Source organism: Burkholderia sp. Se-20373 (assembly GCF_017104705.1).
Lineage (GTDB): Bacteria > Pseudomonadota > Gammaproteobacteria > Burkholderiales > Burkholderiaceae > Burkholderia.
In genome coordinates this window covers 46,201-63,143 of record NZ_JAAGPH010000013.1, presented here as the reverse complement: position 1 = coordinate 63,143, position 16,943 = coordinate 46,201, and the positions used below count along the sequence as shown (strand labels likewise).

Genomic DNA, 16,943 nt, shown 5'->3' with positions numbered 1-16,943 from the left:
GCGGCCGTGCAACTGAAACGCCGTTGTCGCCGGGGTTGTCGTCCGCGCATATCGTCCCGTCAGCGGGCATGCCGAACGACGACGTCCAGATCGGCCACGGGCGCCATGGCGAACGCCGACGCGATACGCCGGATCGAACACATACAATGTGAGCGTCCGCCGGCCTGCGCGTCACCCTGACTTCGGTGACGCGCAGGCCGATCCCACCGCGATCCTCCAAGGCCGATATGGAAATCAAATGGATCGAGGATTTCCTCGCCCTCGCTCAGTATCAAAGCTTTTCCCGGGCGGCGGAGTTCCGCAACGTCACGCAGTCGGGTTTCAGCCGCCGCATCCAGTCGCTCGAACAGTGGATCGGGGCCGAACTGATCGACCGCAGCAGCTTTCCGCCGGTGCTGACGCCGGCGGGCCGCCTGTTTCGCGAGACGGCCGAAGATGTGCTCAGCCGCCTGTTCGACACGCGCGCGATCATCCGCACCGAGCAGCGGATCGCCGGCAAGAGCCTGCAGATCGCCGCGGGCCACACGATCGCGCTGAGTTTCCTGCCGGCCTGGCTCAAGGCGCTCGCGCCGCATTTCGGCGAAGTGCGGGCGCGCGTGATTCCGACCAATGTTCACGACTCGATCCTGATGCTCGTCAACGGCAACTGCGAGCTCATGTTTGCGTATCATCACCCGGAACTGCCGCTCCATCTCGATCCGGTGAAATACGAACACCTGACCGTGGGCCTCGACACGCTGATGCCGGCATGCAGGCCCAACCGTCGATCGGCGCCGGCCTTTCGTCTTCCCGGGACGAAGCAGCATCCGCTGCCGCTGATTTCCTATACGGAAACCAGCTACTTCGGGCGATGCCTCGCGCTGCTGCTCGGTCGCGCACCGGATGCGCCGGCCTTGCAACTGCACTACGAATCCGACATGGCCGAGGTGCTGAAGAAACTCGTGATGGAAGGCGAGGGTGTCGCGTGGCTGCCCCGGAGCGCGATCACGGCGGAACTGGCGGCCGGCGAACTCGTGCCGGCCGGGCCGGCGGCGTGGAACCTCGACGTCGAACTGCGCGTGTATCGCGACGTGTCCAATCGGAGTGAATTCCTGGACACGCTCTGGCAGCACCTGCGCGCGGCGCCATCGCGGCTCGGCTGAGTCAGGGTTTTCCCGCCTTATGCGGCGCTCGCATGCCGCCATGTCGCACCGGCATCACGGTTTTATCGACGGTCCCTACCATTCGTTCCAACGGCAGATGTGATGCGTGACCCGCGTCGCGCTGCCTTCATCGCAGCGGCGGCCCGCCTTCCGGCGGCCGGGTGCCACCACGGACGGATGGACATGAAAAATCGCCTTACCTTAAGCATCGCAGTCGGCATGATTCTCGGTGTCGTCGCCGGCTATCTCTGCCACACCCACATCGCGGACCCGGGCGCGCTCAAGACGATCGCCGGCTATTTCTCGATCGTCACCGACATCTTCCTGCGCCTGATCAAGATGATCATCGCGCCGCTGGTGTTCGTGACGCTCGTGTCGGGCCTGGCCGGCATGGACAGCGGCGAGGACGTCGGGCGCATCGGCCTGCGCTCGATCGGGTGGTTCATCTGCGCATCGCTGATTTCGCTGAGCCTGGGCCTCGTCATGGCCAATGCGCTGCAGCCGGGCGCCGGCCTGAACCTCACGGCAACCGCCGGCGAGGTCAATACCGGCTTGAATACGGCCGCGCTGAACGCCCGGGACGTGATCACGCACGCGTTCCCGACCAGCCTGCTCGACGCGATGGCGCGCAACGACATCCTGCAGATCCTGGTGTTCTCGGTCTTTCTCGGCGTCGCGCTGAGTGCGCTGAAGCACGACAAGCGCGTCGGCGTCGTGATCCAGTCGATCGACGGGATGGTGCCGGTGATGCTGCGCCAGACCAACTACGTGATGCGCGCGGCGCCGCTCGGCGTATTCGGTGCGATCGCGTCGTCGGTCACGCTGCGCGGGCTCGACGTGATCTACACGTATGGAAAGCTGATCGGCGCGTTCTATCTCGGCTTGCTCGTGCTCTGGATGCTGCTGATCGGCGCCGGCTATGCGTTTCTCGGGCGGCGCGTCGTTAGCCTGCTGAAGGCCGTGCGCGAACCCGCGCTGATCGCCTTCTCGACCGCGAGCAGCGAGGCCGCCTATCCGCGCCTGACCGAGCAGCTCGAGCGGTTCGGCGTCGACAAGAAGGTGGTGGGCTTCACGTTGCCGCTGGGTTACGCATTCAACCTCGACGGTTCGATGATGTACCAGGCGTTTGCCGCCATCTTCATCGCCCAGGCGTTCGGCGTGCACATGCCGCTGTCGGAGCAGGTGTTCATGCTGCTGGTGCTGATGTTGAGCAGCAAGGGCATGGCGAGCGTGCCGCGCGGCTCGGTGGTCGTGGTCGCGGCGGTCGCGCCGATGTTCCATCTGCCGGTGGCCGGCGTCGCGATGGTCCTCGCGATCGACCAGATCCTCGACATGGGGCGCACGATGACGAACGTGATCGGCAACAGCGTGGCGACGGCCGTGATCGCGAAGTGGGAGGGCCGGCGAGCCGTGAAGTCGAACGGCGCCGTATTCGACGAGCCGGAGCTGAATGCATGATGGGCACGGACAGCGTGAACACCCGAAGAAAATTCGGCGTGGTCGGCGGCCTCGGGCCGCTGGGGAGTGCCGACGTGTTCTTCAAGATGGTGAAGGCGACGCCGGCATCTTCCGACGATGAGCATATCGAAGCGATTTTCGAGCAATACCCGTTCAATGGCGCGGGGTCGGGCAGTGCGGCGACCATCGAACGCAAGCTGTACGTGTTCGACATGATCCGGGCGTTCGAGGCGCGTGGCGTGACGACGGTCGTGCTCCCGTGTTTCCTGAGCCACACGTTCATCGACGAGCTGAAGGCGAATACGAGGCTGCCGATCGTGGATATCGTCGAAGCCGTTCGCAGCCATGTGCAACGCACGTATCCCGACGCGACGCGCATCGGCGTGCTCGCTTCCGATTACGTGCGGGACAAGCGGCTCTTCGATGCGTATTTCCCGTCGCCGCCATTCGACATCGTCCATCCGCGTTCGTACGACGGCGTCGATCTCGTGACGGAAGCCGTCTACGGTGCCGACGGCATCAAGCGCGGCAATCTTCGAGGTCGGCCGGTCGAGCTGTTGCGGCGCGCCTGCGAGGACCTGGTCGATCAGGGCGTGCAGGTCATCGTGCCGGGGCTGACCGAGATTGCGCTGGTCGCGGATGAAATCGGCCCGTTGCCGGTGCCGTTGATCGATTCGAATCTCGCCTACGCGCAGTACGCAGTATCGGCGCCGCACGGCTCCCGTGCTTCGACGTTCAAGATCGGCGTGGTCGGCGGCGTGGGTCCGGCCGCGACGGTCGATTTCCTGGACAAGATCGTGCGCAACACGCCGGCGTCGCGCGATCAGGACCATATCAAGCTGCTGGTCGAACAGAATCCGCAAATCCCCGATCGAACCGAGAATCTGGTGGGTGCCGGCGTGGACCCGACGATCGCCTTGTACGCGACCTGCAAGAAGCTCGAGGACGGCGAGGCGGACGTCATCGCGATTCCGTGCAATACCGCGCATGCATTCGTCGAGCGGATCCAGCCGTATCTCGACATCCCGATCGTCAACATGCTGACCGTCACGGTCGCTTACTTGCGCGACACCTACCCGGCGCTACGCGAGGTCGGCGTACTGGCGACGTCCGGCACGATCGAAAGCGGTGTGTATGAAAAGGCGCTGGCGCAGCAAGGGCTTCGGCAAGTCGTGCCCGTACCGGCCTTGCAGGCGCGCGTGATGGAAGCGATCTATGGAAGGCACGGCGTCAAGGCCGGCATCACCAGCGGGCAGTGCACGGAGGATATCGCTGCTGCCGTCGACGCGCTGATTGCCGAGGGCGTGAGGGTGATCGTGCTCGGGTGTACCGAGCTGCCGATCCTGCTGCCGGGCGGCGAATACGTCGCGCGCAACGGGGCGCGGGCAACGCTCGTCGATCCGACCGACGTGCTCGCCCGCCGATGCGTCGCCCATGCGATCGCGGCCATCTGCTGAGCCCGTTCACGTGCCGCCTGTCACGTGTCGATCAGCGGCGACGACGCAGGCTCGCGTGATCGCCGGCCGCGCGCCTCGCGATGCCTGCGCGCCCGCTTCAGGCGGCAGTCAAGCCTCCTGATCCTGCACGCGCGCCGCTTCTTTCCGGCGCGCCGCTGCATTCGTGGGCATCACCACTGCCATGCCTTCCACGACGACGAGACCGTCGACTTCGCAGCGGGTTTCCAGCACGACCCGGCGCCGGCTCGCGAGAATCTCCTTGACCGTTACGGTCGCGCAAACCGCCTTCATGGGGGGCTGCATGGAGATACCGTATCGTGTCAGCCGAAATCGAGCCATATCTGTGGCGATCGCTTGCCCGCGCTTTCATCCGGTACGTCAACTCCGCCTTACGTCGACTCGAGTCAATGCCGGAGCAGCGGGAACGCCACGAGCCCGATGACGGCGGCCGCGGTCACGATCACCGGTTCCTGCAACTTCTTGAAACGCCACAGCAGCAGCACGGTGGCGACGGCGAGCAGCGCGGTCGGGATATCGACGATCGATCGCTTCGCGATGACGAGAACGGAACCTGTGATCGCACCAACGGCCGCCGCCGTGATGCCGTTCACGAACGCCTTGACGCCCGGCCGGTGCCCGTATTTCTTCACGTAAGGCGCGGGGATGACCGTGAACAGATAGCAAGGCAGGAACGTGCCGAGCGAAGCGACGAGTGCGCCCGGGAATCCCGCGACCAGATACCCGATGAAGCCGACGGTGATCACGACCGGGCCGGGCGTGATCATCGCGACCGCGACGGCATCCACGAACTGCTTGTCGTTCAGCCAGTGATGTTCGGTGACGACGCCGCCATAGAGGAACGGCACGATCGCGAGTCCGGAGCCGAACACGAACGCGCCTGCCTTCATGAAGAATGCACCGATCTGGACGAGCTGCGGTAAATCGATGCCGCTCAGCCACCCGCTGGCTGCGGGAAGATGGGCGGCGGCAACGGCATTCAGGCCGCCCTTGTGCAGCCACTTCGGTGGCGCGCGCCACAGCCAGCCGATCAGGCCGGCAGCGACGAACAGCCACGCGATTTCCGATTCCGTGATGAAGGTCACCGCAGCCAAGGTCAGGAAGATCGCCCAAAGGAGCTTGTCGTTGCCGACGGTCTTGGTCGTGAGCTTGTACGCGCTCATCGCGATGATGCCGACCACCGCGGCGCCGACGCCGTAGAAGACGGCCTGCATCCACGGCAGCCCGCCGAAATGCGCGTACGCGAACCCGAGCGCGACCACCATCAGGAACGACGGCAGCACGAACGCGAAACCGACCAGCGTCGCGCCGAGGAGGCGGTAGTGGACGAAGCCGAGATAGATCGCCAACTGGGCCGCCATCGGCCCCGGCGCGAGCTGGGCCAGCGTGAGGCCTTCCTTGTAATCGGCCTCCGTGATCCAGCCGCGACGCTCGACCAGGTCGCGACGCATGTAGCCCGCGAGCGCGACCGGCCCGCCGAAACCGAATGTGCCGAGGCGCAGCATGTAGGCGACCAGCTCGCCCAGCGAGTAGGTCGGTTCGGTGGTGGCGACGGTAGGAGTCATGATCTGGCCGTGGTTGGGTTTTTGCCGTTCGACGTGAAGTGCGCGTACAGGGCGTCGAGCACGGCGCCCATCTGCTCGAGCAACTGATCGTCGTTCTCCGTGCGCTGGCGCGTGCCGGCCATCACGGCCTCGAAGCCCACCGTTTCGGGTGCGGCGGGGCCGCCTACGTCGAGTGCATGCACGATCTCGCCGAGCCGCATCAGCGCGGCGTCGTTTTCGAGTCCGAAACTGGCGAGCAGCACCTCGAATGTCACGCGCTCGCCGACGTGCGTGAACGTCGCACCGTCGAAATCGAAGCTGAGCGCATCGACCGGGCAATCCGCCGGCGCCGCCAGCCAGATGAAGCGGGCGCGCGCGTCGATGAATCGACGGATCAGCCACGCACTGGCGACGCGATCGACCCACATCCGCTGCCGCGTCGCCCACGTGCGACCTTGGTACTCGCCAATCGCCAGCGGACGGATTGGGCGGTCCGCGGCGTGCGGCTCGCCCGGCGACAGCACGGTGTCGACCCGCGCGACGAAATCCTGCAGCGCGACTTCGGCGCGAGTGGCCGAATCGCCCGGGAAATAGTCGATCGCCCGGATGGCGTCGAACTCCTTGCGCAGGCGACGCAGCAAGCGGGTGAGTTCGGTGGGGGACTGTCCGGCCAGTGTCTTGCGCGCGTCGATGAGGGTTCGCGTGAAGGTCGCGTAGTCGGCGTCGCGGTCGAACAGCGCGCGGAATTCCTGTTCCTGTGGCGCGTCGAGACTGGGCGCGCGCAACAGGTGGGCCGTGCCGCCGCTGTCGGCGATCGCGTCCGCGAGCTCGCGCAGGGTCGCCTCATGCTCTGCGGTGTACGGCAGCAGGTAGATGCCGTCGCGCAGCACCGCGCACCCCTTCGCCTTCAGCGCACGCCAGAACCGCATGCGGGCCGTCGCGTTTTCTGTCGGAAGGGTCAGAACGAGGAGTGACCAGGTCGAAAAAGTGGTCATGTAGAAAATGCTACTAATACGTCACAACTTCTACAAGTCAACTTTTCGAGCGCTGCACGCAGGGGGCTGCACCGGTCATCAGTCAGCCGGAGACGGGGGGATTGGAAGGGTTGGCGGGACGCGCCCATGACCGCTGCGCACCGGCATGCAGCGGGTCGCCTGTTCGGCAAAGGCGTCTCGCTCCCCCGCCAGCCGCCTGCCCATGACGGCGCCAGGGTCGTCATGGAAAACTGTATGAATATACAGTATAGTGTCCGTCGCAATCGAGCCGCACACGTGTCACCGTTGCGGCCCGTGCGCCGCGCCTGCGGACATCCGCCGCAGCGTTCCGGCACCGAGCACTCTGGCTAACTCATTCAGACGGGCAGGCAAATTGTCATCCAGCAATCTGATCCGCATTCGCGGAGCACGTCAGCACAACCTCAAGAATCTCGATCTCGACCTGCGTACCGGCGAGATGACGGTCGTCACCGGCCCGTCGGGCTCGGGCAAGTCCAGCCTCGTGTTCGACACGCTGTACGCGGAAGGCCAGCGGCGCTACGTCGAGACGTTCAGCGCGTACGCGCGGCAGTTCCTCGACCGGATGGACCGCCCGCAGGTCGAACGTGTCGACGGCGTGCCGCCGGCCATCGCGATCGACCAGACCAACCCGGTGCGCAGCTCGCGCTCGACCGTCGGCACGATGACCGAGCTGAACGATCACCTGAAGCTGCTGTACGCGCGCGCGGCCGAGCTGTTCGACCGCAAGACCGCGCGGCAGGTGCGGCACGACACGCCGGAGACGATCTACGCGGAGCTCGTCGCGCGCACGCAGGCGAGCGATCCGCGCGTCGTCGTCACGTTCCCGGTCGAGCTGCCGGAAGCGGTGTCCGACGAAGAAATCGCGCAGTGGCTGTCGGCGAGCGGCTATACGCGCGTGCAGGCGCAGCGCGAGGTCGCGTCGCCCACCGGGCCGCGCAAGGTCCTCGACGTGGTGGCCGACCGCTTCCGCGTGCAGGGCGCCGACAAGGTGCGCGTGGTCGAGGCGATCGAGGCGTCGCTGAAGCGCGGCGGCGGGCGCGTGAACGTCTATGTGCTGCCGGCCGACGCCGAGCACGCGGTTGCCGAGCCGCAGGTTTGGCGCTTCTCCACCGGGCTCCACGATCCCGACAGCGACCTGCGCTACGCGGAGCCTCAGGCGGCGCTGTTCTCGTTCAATTCGGCATACGGTGCATGCGAAACCTGCCGCGGCTTCGGCCGCGTGATCGGCGTCGATCTCGGCCTCGTGATCCCCGACGCGCGCAAGACGTTGCGCGGCGGCGCGATCAAGCCGATGCAGACCCCGGCCTGGAAGGAGTGCCAGGACGACCTGATGCGCTACGCGGCGAAAGCCGGCATCCCGCGCGACACGCCGTGGTCCGAGCTGTCGGACGCCGAGCGCGACTGGGTCGTCAACGGGTCGCCGGACTGGAACGGCAAATGGCAGAGCCAGTGGTACGGCGTGAAGCGCTTCTTCGGCTATCTCGAGTCGAAAGCGTACAAGATGCATATCCGCGTGCTGCTGTCGAAGTACCGCAGCTACACGCCGTGCGACGTGTGCGGCGGCGCGCGCCTGAAGACGGAATCGCTGCAATGGCGGCTCGGCTCGAAGGAAAACGCCGATGGCGTGCTCGCGCCGGCCGGCCGTTTCATGCCGCGCGGCGTCGACTGGAGCCGCGCGCAGCTCGAAGCGCTGCCGGGCCTGACCGTGCACGACCTGATGCTGCTGCCGATCGAGCGCATTCGCCGTTTCTTCGATGACATCACCTTGCCGAGCGCGCTGCTCGACGACGCGCTGAAGCTGCTGCTCGCCGAGGTGCGCACGCGCCTGAAATACCTGTGCGACGTGGGGCTGGGCTACCTGACGCTCGACCGGCAGAGCCGCACGCTGTCGGGCGGCGAGGTGCAGCGGATCAACCTGACGACGGCGCTCGGCACGTCGCTCACGAAAACCCTGTTCGTGCTCGACGAACCGAGTATCGGCCTGCATCCGCGCGACCTCACGCGGATCGTCGAGGCGATGCAGCGGCTGCGCGACGCGGGCAACACGCTGGTCGTCGTCGAACACGATCCGTCGGTGATGCTCGCGGCCGACCGGCTGATCGACATGGGGCCCGGCCCGGGCGAGCGCGGCGGCACGATCGTCTATGACGGCACGCCGGGCGATATCCGCTCCGCGCACACGCTGACGGGCGAGTACCTCGGCGGCCGCAAGCATGTCGCGCATGCGTCGAACTGGGCGCGCCGGGTGGTCGACGCGAACACGCCGCGCATCGTGCTCGAAGGCGCGAGCGAACACAACCTGCGCGACGTGACCGTCGAGATCCCGTTGCAGCGGCTCGTCTGCGTGACGGGCGTGTCGGGGTCCGGCAAATCCACGCTGCTGCAGGACGTGCTCTATCCGGCGATGGCGCGGCACCACGGCAAGGCGACCGAGTCGCCGGGCGCGTACCGCAGCCTCACGGGCGCCGACCAGGTCGGCGATGTCGTGTTCGTCGACCAGTCGCCGATCGGCAAGACCACGCGGTCGAACCCGGCGAGCTACGTCGGCGCGTTCGACGAGATCCGCAAGCTGTTCGCGAAGGCGCCGCTCGCGCTGCAACGCGGCTATGGCGCCGGCACGTTCAGCTTCAACTCGGGCGACGGCCGGTGCCCGACCTGCGGCGGCTCCGGCTTCGAGCACATCGAGATGCAGTTCCTGAGCGACGTCTACCTGCGTTGCCCGGATTGCGACGGCAGCCGCTACCGCGCCGAGATTCTCGAAGTGCGCATCGAGCGCAACGGCCGTGCGCTGAGCATCGCCGACGTGCTCGATCTCACCGTCAGCGAAGCGGCCGCGTTCTTCGCGACCGACGCCGAGGTGCTCCGCGTGCTCCAACCGATCGTCGACGTCGGCCTCGAATACGTGAAGCTCGGCCAGCCGGTGCCGACGCTGTCGGGCGGCGAAGCGCAGCGGCTGAAGCTGGCCGGCTTCCTCGCCGAATCGGCGGCGGCCGTCAACGGGCGCCGGGTCGTCACGGAAGAAGCGCGCATCGCGCGCGCGAAGCTGTTCATGTTCGACGAGCCGACCACCGGGCTGCACTTCGACGACATCGCGAAACTGATGCAGGCGTTCGGCAAGCTGCTCGCGGCCGGCCATTCGCTGATCGTGATCGAGCACAACCTCGACGTGATCCGTGCGGCCGACTGGCTGATCGACCTCGGCCCGGAGGGCGGCGACGGCGGCGGCCTCGTGCTGTGCGCGGGTACGCCCGACGACGTGAAGGCCTGCGCCGAATCGCATACCGGCGTGGCGCTGCTGCAGTACGACCGCGCAATGGATGCCGAGCTGGCGCTCGCCGACGAAGGCAAGCCGCTGCAGGCCGTGCTGAACGCGGCGCGCGAGCGGCGTGCGATCGAAGGCGAAGACGTCGTGCGGATCGTCAATGCGCGCGAACACAACCTGAAGGCGCTCGACGTCGACATCCCGCACGGCAAGTTCAACGTGATCACCGGCGTATCGGGTTCCGGCAAGTCGACGCTCGCGTTCGACATCCTGTTCCACGAAGGGCAGCGCCGCTACCTCGAATCGCTGAATGCGTATGCGCGCTCGATCGTGCAGCCGGCCGGCCGCCCTGAAGTCGATGCGGTGTACGGCATTCCGCCGACCGTCGCGATCGAGCAGCGGCTGTCGCGCGGCGGGCGCAAGAGCACGGTCGCGACCACGTCCGAGGTCTGGCACTTCCTGCGGCTGCTGTACGTGAAGCTCGGCCTGCAGCATTGCATCCACGACGGCACGCCCGTCACGTCGCAGTCCGTCGAATCGATCGCCGCGCAGTTGCTGCGCGATCATCGCGGCGAGCACGTCGGGCTGCTCGCGCCGCTCGTCGTCAACCGCAAGGGCGTGTATACCGATCTCGCGAAGTGGGCGAAGGCGCGCGGCAGCACGCATCTGCGCGTCGACGGCGAGTTCGTGCCGGTCGATCCGTGGCCGAAGCTCGACCGCTTCCGCGAGCATACGATCGAGCTGCCGGTGGCCGACATCGTCGTGTCGCCGGACAACGAGGCCGAACTGCGGCGCGTGCTCGACGAGACGCTCGAGCTCGGCAAGGGCGTGATGCATCTGCTCGCGCCGCTCGACGGGCTGCACGCTGCGATGCAGAACGCGCATTCGACCGCACGCGTCGGCACGGTCAAGGTGCTGTCGGTCAAGCGCGCGTGCCCGGTGTGCGGCACGAGCTACCCGGAGCTGGACCCGCGGATGTTCTCGTACAACAGCAAGCATGGCTGGTGCACGACCTGCGTCGGCACCGGCGTCACGCTCACGCGCGAACAGCGCGCCGCGTACGACGACACGGTGCTCGCCGGCGATGACCGTGGCCGCGAGCAGACGCTGCCGTCCGACGAGCAGGAGCCGGACGGCGTCGGCAACGAGCCGTGCCCGGATTGCCACGGCACGCGGCTGAACCCGTCCGCGCGCGCGGTCACGTTCGACGCGCATCCGATCGTCGAGGTCGCGCAATGGACGGTGTCCGACACGCGGCGCTGGATCGACGGGCTGGAACTGACGGGGCGCGACGCGCAGATCGCACGCGACATCGTCAGCGAGATCGGCAGCCGCCTCGCGTTTCTCGAGGAAGTCGGGCTGGGTTACCTGAGCCTCGATCGCGCGGCGCCGAGCCTGTCGGGTGGCGAAGCGCAGCGCATCCGGCTCGCCGCGCAGCTCGGCAGCAACCTGCAGGGTGTTTGCTACGTGCTCGACGAACCGACGATCGGCCTGCATCCGCGCGACAACCAGATCCTGCTGGACGCGCTGCGCAAGCTCGGCGACAAGGGCAATACGCTCGTCGTCGTCGAGCATGACGAGGACACGATCCGCCGCGCCGATCACATCATCGACGTCGGCCCGGGCGCCGGCAAGCGCGGCGGCACGCTGGTCGCGCAGGGCGCGGTCGCGGATCTGGCCGCGCAGTCCGATTCGGTCACGGGGCGCCTGCTCGCGCAGCCGATGACGCACCCGCTGCAGCCGCGCCGCAGCGTGAGCCTGCCGGGCAAGCAAGGTGGCGCCGCCGTGCCGGATGCCTGGCTGACCGTGCACGGCGCGCGGCTGCACAACCTGCGTGACGTCACGGTCGGCATTCCGCTTGCGCGGCTCGTCGCGGTGACGGGCGTGAGCGGCTCGGGCAAGTCGACGCTCGCGCGCGACGTGCTGATGACGAACCTGCTCGACGCGGTGGGCCGCTCCGTGCTGTCGTCGCCGGCCACGCGCCGCGCACGCAAGGCCGCGCAGCAGGACGCGCCGGCCGCCAACCGTCGTTCGAGCGTGCTGGCGCGCAGCGCGCCGCGGCCGTCGCTGAACGTCACGCATGCGTGGCAGGGCTGCGATTCGCTGAGCGGCTGGGAGCGGATCGATCGCGTGCTGGAAGTCGACCAGACGCCGATCGGCAAGACGCCGCGCTCGTGCCCGGCCACCTATATCGGCGTGTGGGACACGATCCGCAAGCTGTTCGCCGATACGCTGGAAGCGCGGGCGCGCGGCTACACGGCATCGCGCTTCTCGTTCAATACCGGCGACGGGCGCTGCCCCGCATGCGAAGGGCAGGGCGTGCGCACGATCGGGATGAGCTTCCTGCCCGACGTGAAGGTGCCGTGCGACGTGTGCCACGGGCAGCGCTTCAACCCGGAGACGCTCGCCGTCACGTGGCGCGGCCGGAACATCGGCGACGTACTGACGATGGAGATCGACGAGGCGGTGGAATTCTTCGCGCCGATTTCGAACATCGCGCATCCGCTGCAGCTGATGAAGGATGTCGGGCTCGGCTACCTGACGCTCGGCCAGCCGTCGCCGACGCTGTCGGGCGGCGAGGCGCAGCGCATCAAGCTCGTCACCGAGCTGACGAAGGTGCGCGACGACATCACGCGGCGCGGCCAGAAGGCGCCGCACACGCTGTACGTGCTCGACGAACCGACGGTCGGCCTGCACATGGCCGACGTCGCGAAGCTGATTCGCGTGCTGCACCGGCTCGTCGATGCGGGGCACAGCGTCGTCGTGATCGAGCATGACCTCGACGTGATCGCGGAAGCCGACTGGATCATCGATCTCGGGCCGGAAGGCGGCGTGGGCGGCGGTACGATCGTCGCGGCGGCGCCGCCGGAAGCGCTCGCGCAGGTGAGCGCAAGCCACACCGGGCAGGCGCTCAAGCCGGTGCTGGCGCGAACGGGGTCGCGCGAAGGCGAAGCCGAAGCGCGGGTAGGGTGAGCGCGACGCTGCGTCTCGACGGCCCCGGCGCCGGGCGATGATTTCCCCCAGCTGACTTGCCAGCGGCTGGGGGCGCCCGCGTTCCGGCTCATGCACCCCTCGTCGAGGGGTGTTTTCTTTTGGGGCTGCGACACGCGCTCGGCCGACCGGGTGCGTCCATTGTTAATCCGGCTCGAATAGAGAGTTGGAGGCAGGGGGATAAGAGAAAGCGCGCGCGATGGTTAGGATGAGTGCCGTTATCCGGCGGACGATCTCCGGATCGGCCCATCATTCTCGAACGCATCAGGAGCGCAATCTTGGCGACCTATATCGTCTTCACGCATGAAAGCACGCAGGATCAGCAGGAACTCGATCTCTACCAGGACAAGGTCGGCGCGACGACCGCCGGCCACCCGTTGAAGGTGCTGGCCGCGTATGGCCCGCAGGAAACGCTCGAGGGCGACGGCCCGGAAGGGGTGGTGATCGTCGAGTTTCCGTCCAGGGACGCCGCGCACGCGTGGTATGGCAGCCCGGCATACCAGGCCATCGTTCCGCATCGCTTCAAGGGCGCACGCTTTCGGGCCGTGCTGGTCGAAGGCGTTTGACCGGGGCGTGAGTCTCGTGGAAACGGCTCCCGTGCGGAGCCATTTCCACGCTTGCGCAGCAACACATCCGTTCTCAAACTGGCGATGAAGTGGAAAGCGGCAATCGACCTGCCCGCCGCGCCGAACTCATCCGCCGCAGGTTTCCGGACAGTCGCTTCTTTTCCGTGATCGAATGCGAATGCGCATCGAACCGTCCCGCACCCATCGCGAATTCCATTGTTGATGCACGCGCTATCTGTCTCGATGCGCGTGTCATATCCATCGTCGCGATCGATTATTTCCGCGTACCGGCGATGATCGCCTCGGCCGCGCGAATCACCGGTAGATCGACCATGCGGCCGTCCAGGCTGAACGCGGCGCCGCCGTGTTTCGCGGCTGCGTCGACCACGCGGCGCGCCCACGCCTGCTCGTCTTCCGAATAGCCCATCGCTTCGTTCACGCCGGCGACCTGCGCCGGGTGGATGCACAGCTTGCCGCCGAAACCGAACGCGCGCGCGCGTCGGGCATCGGCCGTCAGACGCTCGGCATCGTCGGTGCGCGTGGTCACGCCGTCGATCGGCGCGGGCAACTGCGCGCGCCGCGACGCGGCCACGATCGCATTGCGCGCAAAGGCCAGCTCCGGCTCGTCGGGCGTCGCGCGCATGCCGAGGTCGAGCTGGAAATCCAGATGCCCGAACGCGACACGCACGACCCGCGGGTCGCGCGCCAGCGCGTCGGCCGCATCGAGCCCGGCCAGCGATTCGATCAGCGCGACGAGTTGCGCGTACTCACCGAGCTGCGCCGCGACGTGGCGCAGCGCGCCCGCATCTTCGGACTTCGGCAGCATCACGACCACGCGTTGCGCGGCCCAGTCGCGCAGCAGCGCGATGTCCGCGTCGTGCCACGGCGTGCCGACTGCGTTCACGCGCACGACGGTGCGCGCACGCTGCTCGACCGTCAGCAGCGGCAGGTGCTGCGCGAGTTGCGCGCGTGCGTCGTCCTTGCTGTCGGGGCTGACGGCATCCTCGAGGTCGACGATGATGCAGTCGGCGCCCGAAGCGAGCGCCTTCGCGAAGCGCTCGGGGCGGGTGGCCGGCACGAACAGCAGACTGCGCGCGTGATGGACGGGGGAGCGGGGCTTGGACATGGCTCAGATCACGCCGGCGGCGCGCAGTTGTTCGATATCGGCGTCGGTGCGCCCGAGTTCGTGCAGGATGGCCGCGCTGTGCTCGCCCAGCGCGGGCACCGCATCCATGCGCATGTCGAAGCTGTCGATCGTGGCGGGCGGCAGCAGCGCTTGCAGTTCGCCGGCCGGCGAGTCGATCGTGCGAAAGCGCTCGCGCGCGTGCAGTTGCGGATGCGTCCAGAGATCGCCGATCTGGTTCACGGCGGCGTTCGCGATCTGCGCTTCGTCGAGGCGTGCGATTACGTCCTGCGCGGTGAGTGCGGAAAACGCCTGTTCGATCACGGCCTTCAGTTCCGCGCGGTGTTCCGAGCGGTGCACGTTGGCATCGAAGCGCGGATCGGTCGCGAGCGCCGGGTCGCGCAGCACGACGTCGCAGAACGCCTTCCATTCGCGCTCGTTCTGCAGGCCGAGCATCACGACGCGGCCGTCGCCGGCCTTGAACGGGCCATACGGATAGATGGTCGCGTGCGCGGCGCCGTTGCGGCCCGGCTGCTGCTGGTCGTCGTACGCGTAGTACATCGGGAAGCCCATCCACTCGGCCAGCGCCTCGAGCATCGAAATTTCCACGTGCGAGCCGATGCCCGTGACGCCGCGCTGCAGGAGCGCGCTGAGGATGCCCGTGTACGCATACATGCCCGCCGCGATGTCGGCGATCGAGTTGCCGGCCTTGCAGGGTTCATCGGCCGTGCCCGTGATCGACAGGAATGCCGCCTCGCTCTGGATCAGCAGGTCGTAGGCTTTCTTGTCGCGGTAGGGGCCGTCGGCGCCATAGCCCGAGATGTCGCAGACGATCAGCCGCGGGTGCTTCGCGTGCAGCGCATCGAACGACAGGCCCATGCGCGCGGCCGCGCCGGGCGCGAGGTTCTGCACCAGCACGTCGGCCCGGGCGACGAGTTCGCCCAGCACCGCCTGCGCGGCCGGTTGCTTCAGGTCCAGCGTGAGGCTTTCCTTCGACCGGTTGGTCCACACGAAATGCGACGCGAGACCGCGGGTGCGGTGATCGTACGCCCGCGCGAAATCGCCCACGCCGGGGCGCTCCACCTTGATGACGCGGGCGCCGAGGTCGGCGAGCTGGCGCGTGCAGAACGGCGCGGCAATCGCGTGTTCGAGTGTGACGACGGTCATCCCGCTCAGCGGGCCGGGTTGAGCTTTGCGAGCTTGCATGGTCGGATCGTTATTCCAGTTCGGCGCTGGCCTGCATGGCCAGCTGCCCTTGCGGGCCGCGCGCCCACAGGCGGGCGGCATGTCCTTCGAGCTTGCCGTTCACCGTGAACGGCGTGGTGTCGAACAGCGGGCTCACGGCCTTGAACTCGAAGCGGTGAATCGTCCTGCCGGGGTACGTGCGGCGCAGTTCCTCCAGCAGCAGCATCGCGATCAGCGGGCCGTGCACCACGAGGCCCGGATAGCCTTCTTCCTGCATCGCGTAGGGCCGGTCGTAGTGAATCCGGTGGCCGTTGAAGGTGAGGGCGGAGAAGCGCATCAGCAGCACCGGATCGGGCGTGACGATGCGCGAATACTGTTCGTCGGTCGGCGCCGGTGCCGGCTGCAGTGCTGGCGCACCGGTCGTGGCAGGAGGCGGCGCGTCGCGATACACGATGTCCTGTTCCTCGCGGATCGCCGCGCCCTCGGCGTCGCTCGTTTCATGCCGCACGGTGACGAACACCAGCCGGCCGCTGCGGCCGGACTTGCTCTGCACGCTCAGGATCGTCGACCGGCGCTGCACGGGCGCATCGACGGCCAGCGGCCGCAGGAACTGCAGCCGTCCACCGGCCCACATGCGGCGCGGCAGCGCGACCGGCGGCAGGAAGCCGCCGCGCCGCGGGTGGCCGTCGATGCCGATGTTCGACTGTCGCTCGCCCGGCAGGAAGTACAGCCAGTGCCACAGCGGCGGCAGCGTCGCGGGGAGTTCGGATGGGTTCGCGTAGTCCAGTGCCGCCTGCAGCAGACGGATGGGGGCCCGGGTAATCCGGTCCGCGCTGTCTTCGCGGCGACCGACCCACGCGTCGAAGGATTCGGAAGGCTCGACACTCATGGTGTTTCGTGCTTGATGATGGAAGTGTCCGGCAGGCAGCCGGGGCCTGTATTTCAGGTGCCGGCTACCGTGGCCGTCAGCGCGCGTTGACCCGTTCGGGCGCGGCCGCGAACAGGTCGGCTTCGAGGCTGTAGTCGGTCACGATGAAGAACGGTGCTTCGGGGTCCTTGGTGATCACGACGAATATCGTCGAATCGTTCATGCCGGTCAAAAACTGGATCGCTCCCGAGATACCGACCGCGATGTACAACTGCGGCGCGACGATCTTGCCGGTCCGTCCGACCGGGTACGA

Annotated in this window: 11 protein-coding genes and 1 pseudogene; 5 read left to right on the top strand and 7 right to left on the bottom strand. The window is 67.4% G+C overall.

Going from position 1 to position 16,943, the window contains the following annotated elements:
• The first annotated feature begins 227 nt into the window (after nucleotides 1–227).
• The 3 genes from G3N96_RS07375 (at nucleotide 228) to G3N96_RS07365 (ending at nucleotide 4,057) form a co-directional block, all read left to right on the top strand.
• The gene (locus G3N96_RS07375) at nucleotides 228–1,142 is read left to right on the top strand and encodes a LysR substrate-binding domain-containing protein (RefSeq protein WP_206136803.1); all 915 of its coding nucleotides are present in this window, start codon (nucleotides 228–230) and stop codon (nucleotides 1,140–1,142) included.
• Between the two features lie 183 nt (nucleotides 1,143–1,325).
• The gene (locus G3N96_RS07370; RefSeq protein ID WP_206136802.1) at nucleotides 1,326–2,600 is read left to right on the top strand and encodes a dicarboxylate/amino acid:cation symporter; all 1,275 of its coding nucleotides are present in this window, start codon (nucleotides 1,326–1,328) and stop codon (nucleotides 2,598–2,600) included.
• The gene (locus G3N96_RS07365) at nucleotides 2,597–4,057 is read left to right on the top strand and encodes an amino acid racemase (RefSeq protein WP_206136801.1); all 1,461 of its coding nucleotides are present in this window, start codon (nucleotides 2,597–2,599) and stop codon (nucleotides 4,055–4,057) included. The genes G3N96_RS07370 and G3N96_RS07365 overlap by 4 nt, the downstream gene beginning before the upstream one ends.
• A 108-nt stretch (nucleotides 4,058–4,165) precedes the next feature.
• Here the strand turns inward: G3N96_RS07365 and G3N96_RS07360 are convergent, their stop codons facing one another.
• The 3 genes from G3N96_RS07360 to G3N96_RS07350 form a co-directional block, all read right to left on the bottom strand.
• Entirely contained in the window at nucleotides 4,166–4,360 is a 195-nt protein-coding gene (locus G3N96_RS07360; RefSeq protein WP_206136800.1) for a hypothetical protein, read from the bottom strand.
• Nucleotides 4,361–4,461: 101 nt separating this feature from the next.
• Nucleotides 4,462–5,640 carry a chromate transporter gene (locus G3N96_RS07355; protein ID WP_124581025.1) on the bottom strand — a complete coding sequence of 393 codons (1,179 nt, stop codon included), beginning with the start codon at nucleotides 5,638–5,640 and terminating at the stop codon, nucleotides 4,462–4,464.
• Nucleotides 5,637–6,614, bottom strand: coding sequence for a chromate resistance protein ChrB domain-containing protein (locus G3N96_RS07350; protein WP_206136799.1), 978 nt, complete (start codon nucleotides 6,612–6,614; stop codon nucleotides 5,637–5,639). The genes G3N96_RS07355 and G3N96_RS07350 overlap by 4 nt, the downstream gene beginning before the upstream one ends.
• Nucleotides 6,615–6,987: 373 nt before the next feature.
• Here G3N96_RS07350 and uvrA point away from each other — a divergent pair, with 373 nt between their 5' ends.
• Both uvrA and G3N96_RS07340 read left to right on the top strand, forming a co-directional pair.
• On the top strand, nucleotides 6,988–12,870 hold the full coding sequence (uvrA, locus tag G3N96_RS07345) for an excinuclease ABC subunit UvrA (protein ID WP_206136798.1): 5,883 nt from the start codon (nucleotides 6,988–6,990) through the stop codon (nucleotides 12,868–12,870).
• A 296-nt stretch (nucleotides 12,871–13,166) separates the two neighbouring features.
• A complete protein-coding gene (locus tag G3N96_RS07340) occupies nucleotides 13,167–13,454 on the top strand; it encodes a DUF1330 domain-containing protein (protein ID WP_089429785.1) in 288 nt (95 codons plus the stop codon).
• Between the two features lie 274 nt (nucleotides 13,455–13,728).
• Here G3N96_RS07340 and G3N96_RS07335 read toward each other — a convergent pair whose 3' ends face one another.
• The 4 genes and pseudogenes from G3N96_RS07335 to G3N96_RS07320 form a co-directional block, all read right to left on the bottom strand.
• Entirely contained in the window at nucleotides 13,729–14,580 is an 852-nt protein-coding gene (locus G3N96_RS07335) for a CoA ester lyase (protein WP_206136797.1), read from the bottom strand.
• A gap of 3 nt (nucleotides 14,581–14,583) precedes the next feature.
• Nucleotides 14,584–15,783 (bottom strand): CaiB/BaiF CoA-transferase family protein, encoded by a 1,200-nt coding sequence (locus G3N96_RS07330; RefSeq protein ID WP_206136796.1) that lies wholly within the window; start codon nucleotides 15,781–15,783, stop codon nucleotides 14,584–14,586.
• Between the two features lie 10 nt (nucleotides 15,784–15,793).
• Nucleotides 15,794–16,651, bottom strand: coding sequence for a MaoC family dehydratase N-terminal domain-containing protein (locus G3N96_RS07325; protein WP_206136795.1), 858 nt, complete (start codon nucleotides 16,649–16,651; stop codon nucleotides 15,794–15,796).
• A 76-nt stretch (nucleotides 16,652–16,727) separates the two neighbouring features.
• A pseudogene (locus tag G3N96_RS07320) lies at nucleotides 16,728–16,934 on the bottom strand (FAD-binding protein); the annotation flags it as partial.
• Nucleotides 16,935–16,943 lie beyond the last annotated feature (9 nt).

Bases quoted from the DNA above. Each gene is read 5' to 3' on its own strand.
- G3N96_RS07370 (WP_206136802.1), top strand. From the start codon at position 1,326: ATGAAAAATCGCCTTACCTTAAGCATCGCAGTCGGCATGATTCTCGGT.
- G3N96_RS07335 (WP_206136797.1), bottom strand. From the start codon at position 14,580: ATGTCCAAGCCCCGCTCCCCCGTCCATCACGCGCGCAGTCTGCTGTTC.
- G3N96_RS07365 (WP_206136801.1), top strand. From the start codon at position 2,597: ATGATGGGCACGGACAGCGTGAACACCCGAAGAAAATTCGGCGTGGTC.
- G3N96_RS07350 (WP_206136799.1), bottom strand. From the start codon at position 6,614: ATGACCACTTTTTCGACCTGGTCACTCCTCGTTCTGACCCTTCCGACA.
- G3N96_RS07325 (WP_206136795.1), bottom strand. From the start codon at position 16,651: ATGAGTGTCGAGCCTTCCGAATCCTTCGACGCGTGGGTCGGTCGCCGC.
- G3N96_RS07360 (WP_206136800.1), bottom strand. From the start codon at position 4,360: ATGCAGCCCCCCATGAAGGCGGTTTGCGCGACCGTAACGGTCAAGGAG.
- G3N96_RS07375 (WP_206136803.1), top strand. From the start codon at position 228: ATGGAAATCAAATGGATCGAGGATTTCCTCGCCCTCGCTCAGTATCAA.
- G3N96_RS07330 (WP_206136796.1), bottom strand. From the start codon at position 15,783: ATGCAAGCTCGCAAAGCTCAACCCGGCCCGCTGAGCGGGATGACCGTC.
- G3N96_RS07355 (WP_124581025.1), bottom strand. From the start codon at position 5,640: ATGACTCCTACCGTCGCCACCACCGAACCGACCTACTCGCTGGGCGAG.